The organism is Bacillus mobilis (genome assembly GCF_001884045.1).
In the GTDB taxonomy this organism is placed as follows: Bacteria; Bacillota; Bacilli; order Bacillales; family Bacillaceae_G; genus Bacillus_A; species Bacillus_A mobilis.
Genome location: NZ_MACF01000046.1, coordinates 537185 through 551047, shown reverse-complemented (window position 1 = coordinate 551047; position 13863 = coordinate 537185). Strand labels below are relative to the sequence as shown.

General features: G+C 33.3%; 7 protein-coding genes. All 7 read right to left on the bottom strand.

What is annotated here, in order from left to right:
• Window positions 1-263: 263 nt before the first annotated feature.
• The 7 genes from BAQ44_RS07950 to miaB all read right to left on the bottom strand — a co-directional run bounded on the left by BAQ44_RS07950 (window position 264) and on the right by miaB (window position 13512).
• Window positions 264-1979: an MORN repeat-containing protein gene (locus BAQ44_RS07950; RefSeq protein WP_211274087.1), complete on the bottom strand. Its 1716-nt coding sequence runs from the start codon at window positions 1977-1979 to the stop codon at window positions 264-266.
• A 447-nt stretch (window positions 1980-2426) separates the two neighbouring features.
• Window positions 2427-5555, bottom strand: coding sequence for an anti-phage protein (locus BAQ44_RS07945; protein WP_071721413.1), 3129 nt, complete (start codon window positions 5553-5555; stop codon window positions 2427-2429).
• 518 nt (window positions 5556-6073) lie between these two features.
• On the bottom strand, window positions 6074-8017 hold the full coding sequence (gene mutL / locus BAQ44_RS07940) for a DNA mismatch repair endonuclease MutL (protein ID WP_071721412.1): 1944 nt from the start codon (window positions 8015-8017) through the stop codon (window positions 6074-6076).
• Between the two features lie 8 nt (window positions 8018-8025).
• Complete coding sequence (gene mutS, locus BAQ44_RS07935) at window positions 8026-10698, bottom strand: DNA mismatch repair protein MutS (RefSeq protein ID WP_071721411.1); 2673 nt, start codon at window positions 10696-10698, stop codon at window positions 8026-8028.
• Window positions 10699-10879: 181 nt separating this feature from the next.
• Complete coding sequence (gene cotE / locus BAQ44_RS07930; RefSeq protein ID WP_001288800.1) at window positions 10880-11422, bottom strand: outer spore coat protein CotE; 543 nt, start codon at window positions 11420-11422, stop codon at window positions 10880-10882.
• 125 nt (window positions 11423-11547) lie between these two features.
• Window positions 11548-11979, bottom strand: coding sequence for a YlbF/YmcA family competence regulator (locus BAQ44_RS07925; RefSeq protein WP_000870464.1), 432 nt, complete (start codon window positions 11977-11979; stop codon window positions 11548-11550).
• A gap of 3 nt (window positions 11980-11982) precedes the next feature.
• A complete protein-coding gene (gene miaB / locus BAQ44_RS07920; protein ID WP_061678178.1) occupies window positions 11983-13512 on the bottom strand; it encodes a tRNA (N6-isopentenyl adenosine(37)-C2)-methylthiotransferase MiaB in 1530 nt (509 codons plus the stop codon).
• Between the last annotated feature and the right edge of the window lie 351 nt (window positions 13513-13863).

The following is a 13863-nucleotide window of genomic DNA, read 5'->3' as shown; positions in this document are numbered from 1 at the left end:
ATACCTCCCATGATTATAACACTTTAACTATTGAAATCTAAAACAGCACTCAAATGTTTCACGAAAATAACAATATGAATTTTCTATAAGGACCATATACTCTAACACTTAAACCCGATCGTATATCCATACTAAAAAAGAGTTACCATAAATAGCAACTCTTAATCAACTCCAATTTCAAATAGTTCTTTTAAAACTTCAATAAATTACAGTCATTTACATATTTAACTACCTCATTATTAAAATCGCCCTTTACACACTCTTTAATGGTTTGTAACCTTTTCACCGCTCGCATTATAAATATTTATATTGATTTCATTAGCTTCTCTAGCAGTTACTTCTTTTTGCTCCCAATCTGCCTTAATATATTCGGTGTGAGACTGATACCCCTTACGAGCCTCATCATTATTTTCTTTTGCCCATTCCTCAATTTCTATTGAACTTAGTTCTATTGGATTTTCAGCTTCATCTTCTGCACGCTCCATAGTCTGCACTTCAATTTGCGTATATTCTTTGAAAGTTTTCCCATCGTAATCAAGATGAAGAAGATGCCCATATCCTGTATATGGTATCCCGCTACATATCTCCCCTGTAAAGTCTTTAACTTCGTACGAAATATCATAGTTGGTTACTGCTCCATCCCATGGTTTTGCCCTTTTGCCACTAAAAGCGCTTGGGTCTTTGACTATTTTAAATTCCCCTTCAAATAATTTTTTACCATTTGAATATTGAGTTCCATTATAGATGTAATCTTCTTTCCAAATACCTTCAAATTCTTTTTCGCCTTTAAAGTCATAGGATATCCCCTTACCATCTCTGTAACCATCTTTTATTTTACCTTGATATATAATGTCATGATCCATATTAAATAAAGTTGAAATTCCATCATAAATCTTACCGTGTTTAATTTGACCACTATAATAATATTTATCTGTTCGAACGCTACTTAATTGATATACTGTAACATGTTCCAATTCATCCGGTTCTAGTGATCTAGAATAATTAGCAATGTAAAATTTATATCCTTGAGAATAATACCCATAGATTAACCCTTTATTAAATTGTGTTTCTTTAAATTCCCCTGAGCATTTTACTTCTTTATTAGTATTATAAAGAGTTCCTTTTCCTATAAATAGTTCCTCATTATCCCCTGTAAAGAAAAGATTACCATTTAAAGTTGTCTCATACAGTCCAGTTGATTCATTTTTCTTTGTTTTTCGTTTAGAAGAGGGAAATGTAAAACGGTATATTTTTTTCAAAATAACATATAAATCAATATTTACTAATTCATTTGCTGAGGAAACATTATGTTTTTTTAGTACTTGGAGAGGTATAAAATTAGCGAAAACCTCTTCAGTTAATATTTTAAGTTGTGTTTTTAATTCTTCGTCATATGTATTAGATTCATGTTTTTCTAATAAATTTTGCAAAACATGAAATTGTTCATATAATTTATATACTTTATTTAATTCTTGTTCTGTAAGTTGATCTCTTAAATTCGCTACATTTTTAATCCAATCTGTACTGAAATAGATTTTACTTGGCTTTGCCTCTAGTCCTTTTAGTTCGTAATTTATATATATGTCTTGTAAATTAGTAATACCTCGTTGAAGATCATAATATACAATAAGTGCATTTTCTCTAGTAATTTCTTCTTCACGTTGGAATTCTAATTTTTGTAGTTTTTCAGAAACTGCTAGGCTACCTTTACTGGCCTTCCATACTAAATAACTAAAAACGAATGTCGTACCAAAAGTATAAAATGCAATTAGAATTGTAAATATATAAGATAAGGATGTTATAGAACTAGCGGTAGCATTTGGTTTCCCTTTGTATGCCCACATTTTAGATAGAGCTTCTGAATAATTACCAAAAATCATATAGCTGATAGCTAGACTAATAATTAAGGGTATCAGAAAAAAGCAGGCGATCATAGTTTTTTGTTTCTTAGAAATTTTAAATTCATTTTTCACTTGCATGGTACGTTTCCTCCAAAAAAGTTTTCTCAGTGTAAATAATATACTATTCATGTTTTAATGACATAAAATACTATATTAATTTGTAATATAATTCTGTTTTATGGTATGCATTGTAAGTACGCAATAATAAAAAGGCACTATAGAGATGGATAATATTTTTTATGGGTAACGAATAAAGGTGAAATTGTTATAAAACAAATATACTTTTCAAATTAAGTCATGACATTTATACAAAAAGGTAATACTTTATATTTTAAATTAAAGCATTATAAACGTATTTTATTTAGCCTTTAGAAATTATAAAGATCATTTAATCAAACTTTATTCTAATTCTATATTAAAACCACCTACTCGATAAACTTGTAGGTGGTTTTTGCATTTCCAAGACTAAAATCAAACAATTTTTTTGTCTTTACTCAAAACAATGTTAACTTAATTTTTCTAAAGCTAATCCCTAAATCTTTTATTAGGACTTATCACCTGTAGCATTTTTTGTGGTGTATATTGAATACCTACAGAATCACAAATACGTTGTTGATCCTTAAAGGTGGTTTTAAACATATATAAATATTTCACCACCATACGTCGTAATATATCTTGTGCCATTTTATTCCCCGATAAAGCATTATATAATTGAGCAATTTCATGATAAGGATACTGATGATAATGTTCTAATTTTATTCCTACATTAATTAAATTAACTGATGTACTTCTCATTTCATCATATACTCTTTTAAAAATTTCATCTAAATTTCTTGAGCCTACAGCAGTACTTACTTTGTTTATAGATGAATATGTAATAGCCTGTGCTAACATAAACAAGAATTTTTTAGCTTCACTTTCTACTTTCTCCCTATCATAATAACCTTTCTCTTCTGCCAACGAACATAGGAATTTTACAATGTAATCCTTATCTTCTTTAAATCTTTCCAAGAATGCATTATTTGTTCTTAATGCCACAGCATATGCCTCAATACACAATTCTATTTTTTCCTGTGCTTTTATTGACCCATAGTAATTTTTCAAGATTTGACCGACAATTTCAAGCATCTTTAATGATTTATTGAATTCAGAAATTGTTTGTATTTCACTTCCAACTTCCACTTCATTTGAAGGTAACTCAGTTTTCTGAACTTTCAACTCTCTTTCATATTCATCTTTCTGTTCATGAACTTTTTTCCTATTCTCATTTACATCTATATTCTCAATAACTAACTGAGGAATTTCATCTAATAAATTATTAAACACATCAATATCTGACTCTAATTTTAAAATTGGTACATCCTCAAAAAGAGATTTCGTTACATTAATTACTTGTGAAATAATAAAATTATCTTTAGATAAATGGGTCAAAAACATCAATATATGAGCATAGTCAGATAAATGTAGATTGAAACACATTTTTGAAATTGTATTTCTAACTTCTTCTTCACCTATATGTCTAGCTAAGTACTGTCCTACAAAATAATAATATATATAAGAATATGCAAAAACATAACCTTCACCAGATCTTTGCAAAATAAGCGCATTGCAGATTTTAGTTTTATATTTAGTGAATTCAAATTGACTACTAAATTGTAAAGCATATTCTTCTGTATATAACTTATGAAACTTATACCATTCTTCTTTGGTTATTACCTGTTTTTCATTTTTATAAAAATTATAAGCTAATTCTGTCAAATAATTATACATAGCATCTGTTTCTTCATTTGTAACTTGAATCTTTGTCAATGCCTGTTTTATTAATAATTCATAATAATATCCATTTGTACTACGATCTAAATTATGAGGTGTACTACTTTCAAAAGCCTGTAAAATTATAAGTAAATATAGCGGAAATGTAGGGACGTAGTTTTGCCCAATGACTGAATCCACAGATCTTTCTAATTGATCTTTAATTACTATAAGTTTACTTTCATCTATAGTAGATTCTTGTCCTAATAATATCCACTTTTCAATAAGTTCAGCTCTCTTTACATGACCAAATTCTTGGATTTCAAATTGGCGTACTTTATGCTGTTCATGATTTGAAAGAATCAATAATAATTCTCTCATATTTGAAATTTCATCCGCCATTATTATTATCTTCCCAAACCATTTAGCCGCTTCTTCAAAAAATAAGGATTTAAATTTTGCATTTAGGATACATTTATGCCAATCATCAATTATTAACACCCTGTCCTTTTTATCAAGTTGAACATATTGATCATTGGTTCCTTCTCCATAAATTTGTTTAGTTGCAGTTTTAATTAATTTGTCAATTCCTTTAATGTGATCTCCTTTTATCTTTGCCCCCTCAATAAAGATTGGCTTTTTTCCCATATTAAAAGAATGAGTAAATAATTGCTTACTTAATGCCGTTTTTCCAGACTCCTTATCTCCTATAATTAACAAATGCTCATCTTCTTGCAGTTCTACGAGCATTTGATCAAAGGAAACATATTCAGTCACTTCACTTCCACTATTTCCACGTAAAATAATTTCTCTGAGATCTGGAGCTACAAATAAATCAATTAAATCTAACTTGTTTTTTCTTGGATGTGTATATGGAAGCCCTATATTATAAATAAACGAGTTAAATTCTTCTACTATATTTAAAGTTGTACGGTGTTTCCCCTTTGCCATTAAAGCTGTTTGGAGATCACACCAATCTGTATCATCTATCTCTTTATATAAATCCCCATTCCAAGAATATTCTTTAATACGTTGTGTATCATCTTCTAAATTTAAATGTAATACTTTAAAATAGCTTACCTCTGGATCCCAACGTTCTTGAAGAACTCCTCCCTCAATATATTGAACACGTTTATTCTGCCAATCTGTAAGAATAGTGTTTGTATGAGCATGTTCATGTCCACTTAAAATAAAATCAGAAGAACTTTCTAGTAAATTTCTTAACTCTCTTCTATTATCAGGGTCCAACCAATGATCAGGATGATGAATCATAGTGACATTCACATCGCCTAATGTTGTCTCCATAATAGGGCGATATTGCTTAACTGGGAACCACATTTTCCCTGGTTGTTCTCTTAAAGTTGATATCCACGAAGAATTCATTAAATTAAAAATAATTTGTTTCTCACCTATCTTAAGAACTGCTCTTTGAAGGAGAGGATCATCATGAATTAACTCTATATTTTCCCATTGCTCATGGTACAGGCTTTTAAAATTATCGAAATTCTCTTGAACTCTAATAGTATCAATTGTATGTATTGAAAGCTGTTCACTATCTTGATTGTTAATTGCTTTTATTAAGACATCTCGAGTTGCATTTTTTCCTGAATCCCCAAAAAAATCGCAGTCATGATTGCCCGGAATCAACAAAAATTCAAGATGCTGATTAAATTCCTTTTTTATTTCAATTTGTAGATTATCAAAAAAAGGAATAGCAAAATTACAATATTCATCTTCTTTTCCACTTTGTGCAATATCACCCGATACACAACAAACAATGTAATCCGATGATTTCAATTCAGATTTTAAAGCCCTCCATAATGCATTTTGTTTGTCCATAATAGAGTTATCAGTATCTGCTAAATGTATATCCGTAAAATGTATAACTGAAACCGTACTCAAAAACTCCCCACTCCCTATATATTCTACTTTTGTATAAATCCACTAATTCATTTTACCATAATAGCCCTTTTATATGTGTAATATTCAGCTAGTCAGGAAGGTAGCGTATTTAATATCATTTAAGACTACTAAATGATATTAAATAAAAATGAGTACCATCTATTTATCATCTAAACATCCCATAAATATACTTCCATTAATAAATTTTATTTGTCATTTTGAGAAAATTATTCAGACTTGTACGTTTCCTTCAATCTTCATTTTATCGATACCTCCCTTATAATCGGCAACAGCATCTATCTTCCAGTTTAAATTCAAGAACTTACTTTCTAACATTGCTTTTTATAACTTTACGAAAAAGATTTATAAGTGAGTTTTTAATTTTATTGCATACTGTTAACCAAAATGTTTCAAAACAAATAAAAAAACAAGGCATAACTACACCTTGTTTTTTTATAATCTATTCTAATATTTTGTCAAATTCACAATATGATAATTTTCATCTCAACACAGTATCCCTACATAACCCTCTTAAACATCTTCTCCAGCTCATAAGTAGAATGATGCACAAGAATCGGTCTTCCATGTGGGCATGTATACGGGTTTGTTGTTGTACGTAGTTCTTCCAGTAAAGCAAATATTTGATCGTTCGTTAAATATTGATTTGCTTTAATGGACGCTTTACAGCTCATCATGATGGCTGCTTCTTCACGTAATTTTTTAATATCAACTTTTTTTAGTTTGACGACTTGTTCCATCATTTCGTCGATAATTTCTGTTTCTTGACCTTTTGGGAACCACGTTGGATGTGAGCGGACGATAAAGGATTGATGACCGAATTGCTCTAGGAACAGTCCAACTTTTTTCAGTTCTTCTAGTTGCTCTTCGACACGTAAAAATTCAGTAAGAGATAAGTCAATACGGTATGGTACAAGTAGCTCTTGTACTTCTTGCGCTACTCTTCCTACTTTATCACGGAAGTATTCATAATTAATACGTTCCTGCGCGGCATGTTGGTCAATCATATATAAGCCTTTATCATTTTGAGCGAAAATATATGTTCCATGCATCTGTCCAATTGGATAAAGCGGTGGTAAGTCATTACCGTTCATTTCAATCTCTTCTATTTCCTGAACTTCTTCTTCCAATTCCTCTAATTCAAAGTCTTCATCGTTACTGTTCCACGGTTTCTCTTCTCGAATTGGTTCTTCCATTATCGGTTTAGTAGATGGCTGCCAACTTTGTTCTTCTCTTACGAGCGACTGTGGTGGCTGCCATTCTTGCTTCGGCGGTTGCCACAGTTGTGCTGGCTGTTTCACTGCCAGTGGTTCTTCTCGTTTTTCATCCATGCCCGTCGGTAAAATGATGTCCGGCATAGATGGCTCTTTCGGCTTCGCATGCTCAAATTGGAACTGTCCTTGCACACTTTCATCTTTTTCTTTTTTCTTCGTTGTTACACCTGCATCTGGGATGAGCTGTATTTTTTTAAATGCTGCTTGCAATGTTTCTTCGATAAGTTTTAGCAATTCTTGTTCTTTACTAAAACGAACTTCTAATTTCGCAGGATGTACGTTAACGTCAACAAGCATTGGATCCATTTCAATCGATAAGAAGCCGATTGGATATCGCCCGACTGGCAATAATGTATGGTATCCTTGCTGAATAGCTTTCATTAATACGAAATTTCGAACATAGCGACCATTTACGATCGTTGACATATAATTTCGAGATGCTCTCGTTACTTCTGGTAATGTTACATATCCTTTAATTGTGAAATCTAAAGATTCAGCTTCAATCGGAATAAGCTTCTTCGCAACTTGAATGCTGTAAATCGATGCAAGTACTTGCCTTACATCACCATTTCCTGATGTGTGAAGCAATTTCTTTTCATTATGAAACAGCTTTAACGATACTTCTGGATGTGACATTGCGATACGATACACGATATCTGTAATATTCCCAAGCTCTGTATGAATGGTTTTCATATATTTAAGACGCGCTGGTGTATTAAAGAATAAATTTTGTACTGTAATATCTGTTCCTTTTCGGCTCGCTGTTTTCTCCTGCTTTATAATGTCTCCACCTTTAATCATAAGGTGCGTACCAGGCGCATCACCTGTGCTAGTGATTAATTCTAATTCACTAACTGAGGCAATACTCGGCAATGCCTCACCACGGAAACCGAGTGTTCTAATGCGAAACAAATCGTTCTCATCTTTAATTTTGCTCGTTGCATGTCGTTCAAAAGCTACAATACAATCTTCTTCTGCAATGCCATCCCCATTATCAATGATGCGAATTTTTGATAAACCAGCTTCTTCTAAGTGGATTTCAATAGATGTACTATTCGCATCGATAGAATTTTCCACAAGTTCTTTTACGACTGAGGCAGGGCGCTCTACTACTTCCCCTGCCGCAATTAAGTTAGAGAGTTGATCATCGAGTTTGCGAATTTTCCCCATCTACTTACTCATCCTTTCTTTAACTTTTTCTGCAAGCGATACAGTTCGTTCATCGCCTCTAAAGGTGTCATATCAAGTAAATCAATTTTTTTAATTTGCGCAAGTACTGCCGTTTCTTTTGCATCTAGAACTGACTTGTCTTGTTTTTTCGAAGACTGTTCTCCACCAAAGAATGATAATTGCGATTCTTCCTCAGTCTCTACTTTCGTCTCTTGTATTTCTGCTGGTTCTTCTTTTACAACAGCTGGTTCTGGAGCAACTTCTTGTACTTTTACTTCTGTACGCTTTGGAATAATAATTTCTTCTTGTCCTTCTAGTTGCGCTAACACTTCTTTCGCACGAGCGATTAAGCTATCTGGAAGCTCCGCAAGTTGCGCAACGTGAATTCCGTAACTTTTATCAGCTGCTCCATCTTGAATTTTATGAAGGAATACTACTTTTCCGTTCTCTTCAATAGCTGAAACGTGTACATTCTTCAGTTGATCTAAACTTTCTTCTAGCACCGTCAATTCATGATAATGCGTAGAGAATAACGTTTTTGCCCCAATTTGGTCATGAATATGTTCTATGATTGCTTGTGCAAGTGCCATACCATCATACGTAGATGTACCTCGTCCAATTTCATCAAATAAAATTAAACTTCTTTCTGATGCGTTTGCAATCGCATTTTTTGCTTCTAACATTTCGACCATAAATGTACTTTGACCTGAAATTAAATCATCCGCTGCACCAATTCTCGTAAAGATTTGATCAAATACAGGTAATACTGCTTCTGTTGCTGGTACGAAACAACCGATTTGCGACATAACCGTCACAAGTGCTAATTGTCTCATATACGTACTTTTACCAGACATGTTCGGTCCTGTAATTAAAAAGACATCCATCTTCTCCGGCATAATACAATCATTCGGTACATACAATTTCCCGTTCAATACTTTTTCAACGACAGGATGACGACCATCTTTAATAAAGATTTCGCGCTTCGTTGTTAAAACAGGTTTTACAAACTGCTCTTCTTCACTAACTGTCGCGAAACTTTGCAGTACGTCTAATTCACTAATTACTTTCGCTAAATGCTGTAATTTCGGAATAAATACTTTTACTTCTTCACGAAGCGCTGTAAATAAATCGTATTCTAGTTGTACAATTTTTTCTTCTGCTTCTAAGATTAACGTTTCTTTTTCTTTCAGCTCATCTGTTATGAAACGTTCAGCATTAGCAAGTGTTTGTTTACGCTCATAGCGGCCTTCTGGTAATGCTGCAAGGTTCGCTTTCGTTACTTCAATGTAATAACCGAAAATACGGTTGTACCCGATTTTTAATGATTTAACTCCTGTAATATCACGCTCTCGTTTTTCAAGCTCAGCAATCCACGTTTTTCCGTTTTTACTAACGTAACGATATTGATCAAGCTTGTCATTATAACCGTCTTTAATAATATCTCCATCTTTAATAGAAAGCGGTGGGTTTTCTTGAATACTTCTTCCTAGTAATTCAGTTAAGCTCTCACATGGATCCGCACCTTGAATTAACCTTGCTGCATAAGCATTATCTAACAAACTAATCGCTTCTAAAATAGCTGGCACTTGAAGTAAAGATCGTCTTAACTGTAATAAGTCCCGTGCATTCACATTACCAAATGCAACTTTCCCTGCTAAACGTTCTAAATCATATACTTCTTTTAATTTTTCTTTTAAATCTTCACGTAAGAAGTAGTCATTTACAAATGTTTCAACCATTTCTAAACGCTCTTCAACTTTTTCTTTTTGAATAAGTGGACGTTCCATCCACTGTTTTAACATACGACCCCCCATAGCTGTTTTCGTTTTATCTAATAGCCATAATAATGATCCTGTTTTTTCTTTCGTTCGAAGTGTTTCTGTCAGCTCTAAATTTCGCTTTGAATGCACATCAATTTTCATAAATTGATTCGTATAATAAATTTCCACTGGTTGCAAGTGATCTAGCGAACGTTTTTGCGTTCTTATTACATAGTTAAATAAACGACCAATTGCTTTAATTAACTTTGCTTGTGAAACATTTTTCACAAGATGTTCTAATCCCTCTGGAATCGTTGTTGCATCTTCATACGAAATCGTCATTTTTAATGTTTCAGTTAATTTATTTAATTCATCTTTTGAAAATGTAGAATCTACAACAATTTCTTTTGAACCAGTTGCATACACTTCTAATAAAATATCTTCTACTGAACCTGTTAACAACGTTACTGTATTTTGTCCAGTCGTTAAATCATTACAAGCTAAAGCATACGATCCATCTTCAAAATGTGTTAATGCTGCTAAGAAGTTATTTTCTTTCTCATCAATCGTACGCCCTTCCATCATCGTTCCTGGCGTAATGAGTTGTACGACTTCACGGCGCACTACACCTTTAGCTGTTTTTGGATCTTCTACTTGCTCACAAACCGCTACTTTATAGCCTTTTTCAACAAGTTGTTCAATATAGTTTTTAGCCGCATGATGCGGTACACCACACATCGGTATACGATCACTACTACCACCATCTCGGCTCGTTAATGTAATTTCAAGTTCATGAGCTGCTTTAACCGCATCTTCAAAGAACATTTCATAAAAATCACCTAATCGGAAAAATAAAAAGGCATCTTGATAGTCTGCCTTAACCTTTAAATATTGCTGTATCATAGGGGTATATTGCGTCATACTTATCCTCCGTAATTCTTACATAGTAATCAATTTTCATATATGTCACACTTCACGGACATCCATATCTCCTATTTCAGGAGTCTTTCTTCATTATAGCACATTTCATAAAGAATCATGTTCATTCACGTACTACTTATGTAAAGTAAAAAGCTAGGAAGAACTTCTCCCTAGCTTTCTATTACTCTTCTTCTGCATCAACGATAAAGTTCGGATCTAATTCTTCAAACTCATCATCATCGATTTGGAAATCTTCGTCTGATTCTACACAACCTTCAGGATTTACACTTACACAAATTTTCGTTTCTCCAACTACTTCTGTTACAAATTCACGTTCTACAGTCACAACAATTTTATTACCATTTGGTGATACAAGAGCTTCTAAACAATTTGGTGGCTGAATGACACGAGCAATAATTTCTAAATCATCACCAGAAAAGTTTTTATCACGATACCCAATACTCACTTCATCAGTGTAGTTCACACGTTCTGTTACAACTTCTGTCTTTGTATTACCATCAAATGAATACCAAGTGTTCACATCATAGAAACCTTCAATTTCCACATGCTTTCCATTCTTTCTTGCTTCGTACGAGTGGTTAATTACCCAGCACCCTAAAATACTTGTTGGCTCATTATTCGATTCACATGTATGCGTTGACTTTGTATACTTACGTCCTTTTCCAACCACTGCTTTTGTAATAATCTCTCTAAATTCGGACATTCGTAACCCTCCTCAATCACTATTCACTTAATCATATGCGTGACAATAGCGGAATGTGTCATTCTTTTTTCGAGAAGAACTTACGTTTAACCCACTAAAAAAAGAGATGTCAATTCGACATCTCTTTAACAACCACAATTTCCTTTTTTACTTTCTACCTCTGCGCCCGTTTCGCCCTTCAATACATCGCCATTCGTTGAAATTAATATTTCATCTGTTACGTTGTTAGAAATCGTACTGGCAACTAGCTGTAGTAAGTCATTTACATATGTTTGTGAAGATTTAAATTCTTGTACAACTGGGATACTATCCAACTTATCTTGCAATGCATCAATTTCAGCTTCTACTTTTTTCAAAGCTTCCCATTTCCCGTAATGCTGCAAGTTTACTGCTTGCTTTTGCAGTGCTTTAATTTCATCAATTGCGCGCTTTACATTTTCATTTTTATGAATTTGCGCCTCTGCTTTCTTAAAGAAATCAACTTCTTCTGTTTCAGAAATCATTTTTGCTAATTCTTTCGCTTGCTCAACAATGTCATCTTTCGTATATACTTTCATCTATTATTCCACCTCGATCGGCTCTTCAACTAATTCTCCGTTAAGAGACCAAGTTTTCGCATCCGTTACTTTTACTTTCACAAGCTGACCAATTAAAGATTTTGGTGCAACGAAGTTTACAAGTTTATTCGTACGAGTATAACCTGCAAGTACTTCCGCGTTATTTTTACTTTCCCCATCAACTAACACTTCTACAATTTGACCTTTATAACGATCATTCTTTTCAACTGCCAATTTATTTACTAATGTATTTAAGCGTTGAAGACGTTCTTTCTTTACTTCCATCGGTACATTATCTTTCATTTTTGCAGCTGGTGTACCTTCGCGCGGAGAATAAATAAAGGTAAAGGCAGTATCAAATCCTACTTCACGATATAACGACATCGTTTCTTCAAATTGCTCATCTGTTTCATTTGGGAAACCGACGATAATATCAGTCGTTAATACCGCGTTTGGAATTACTTCTTTAATTTTTCTTACAAGCTCTAAATAATGCTCACGTGAATATTTACGCGCCATAATTTTTAGCATATCTGTGCTTCCAGATTGAACTGGTAAATGAATATGTTCTACTAAGTTTCCACCTTTTCCAAGCACTTCAATTAGGTGATCATCGAAATCACGTGGATGACTCGTTGTAAAACGAATACGGGCAATATCAACTTTACGGAGTTCGTCCATTAAATCGCCAAGTCCATATTCAAAATCTTCAAAGTCTTTACCATATGCATTTACGTTCTGGCCAAGTAATGTAATTTCTTTATAACCATTCGCAGCTAAATGACGAATTTCTTGGATAATGTCTTCTGGACGTCTGCTTCGCTCTTTTCCACGTGTATACGGCACAATACAATATGTACAGAACTTATCACAGCCATACATAATATTTACCCAAGCTTTAATATCACCACGGCGTACTTTCGGAAGGTTTTCAATTACATCCCCTTCTTTTGACCAAACTTCAACTACCGTCTCCTTCGAGAACATTGCATCCTTTAGAATGTACGGTAATCTATGAATATTATGCGTTCCAAACACCATATCTACATGCTGATTTTTTTGCATAATTTTATTTACAACAGATTCTTCTTGCGACATACAACCACATACACCAATTAAAAGGTCCGGATTTCTTCTTTTTAATGACTTTAAATGACCTAGTTCACCGAACACTTTATTTTCAGCATTTTCACGAATGGCACAAGTATTTAATAACACTACATCTGCATCTTCAGTTGAAAAGGTTGGTTCATATCCAAGTGCAGTGAAAATACCCGCCATTACTTCTGTATCATGCTCATTCATTTGACAACCATATGTACGAATATAGAACTTTCTTCCTGTACCAAAATTACGAAACTCTTCAGGTAAGCCAAAATCCCGTTCAATTTTAACTTCTTCTTTCCCTCGTTTTTTCGCGTCTTTTAAGGAAGGTGGTTGGTATACACTTTCAAAGTATTTACTATAATCTTTCTCTTCTTTTTTCGTAGAGGAATTTGCTTGTTGACTTGCTAATCGTTGTTGCTCGTTCATCGGTAATCTCCTTTCACCCTTAACTATACACACTCTATAGTCCATTTTAATGCGCTTTGACTCACCTCAAAAATGGTTAGATAGCTTGAGAGATAACTTGTCCTTTGAAACTTGAGTAGTCAATCTAATCATTCATAAAAATGAAGTCTTCCCCACACACAAATAGACATTCCCTTTTAATATTTCTTTTTGTCCTACCCAAAAGCATATTGCTTTATCCTTATAAACATTACCATAGTATGAAGCGTTTCGCCAATTTTAACAAGAAAGATGCTCTGTTTGGATCTTACATTTCATAAGCAATGAACTCACCATTTTCATACAACGATTTATATATTATTTTACCATTCT

Bases quoted from the DNA above. Each gene is read 5' to 3' on its own strand.
- BAQ44_RS07950 (WP_211274087.1), bottom strand. From the start codon at position 1,979: ATGCAAGTGAAAAATGAATTTAAAATTTCTAAGAAACAAAAAACTATG.
- mutL (WP_071721412.1), bottom strand. From the start codon at position 8,017: ATGGGGAAAATTCGCAAACTCGATGATCAACTCTCTAACTTAATTGCG.
- mutS (WP_071721411.1), bottom strand. From the start codon at position 10,698: ATGACGCAATATACCCCTATGATACAGCAATATTTAAAGGTTAAGGCA.
- cotE (WP_001288800.1), bottom strand. From the start codon at position 11,422: ATGTCCGAATTTAGAGAGATTATTACAAAAGCAGTGGTTGGAAAAGGA.
- BAQ44_RS07925 (WP_000870464.1), bottom strand. From the start codon at position 11,979: ATGAAAGTATATACGAAAGATGACATTGTTGAGCAAGCGAAAGAATTA.
- miaB (WP_061678178.1), bottom strand. From the start codon at position 13,512: ATGAACGAGCAACAACGATTAGCAAGTCAACAAGCAAATTCCTCTACG.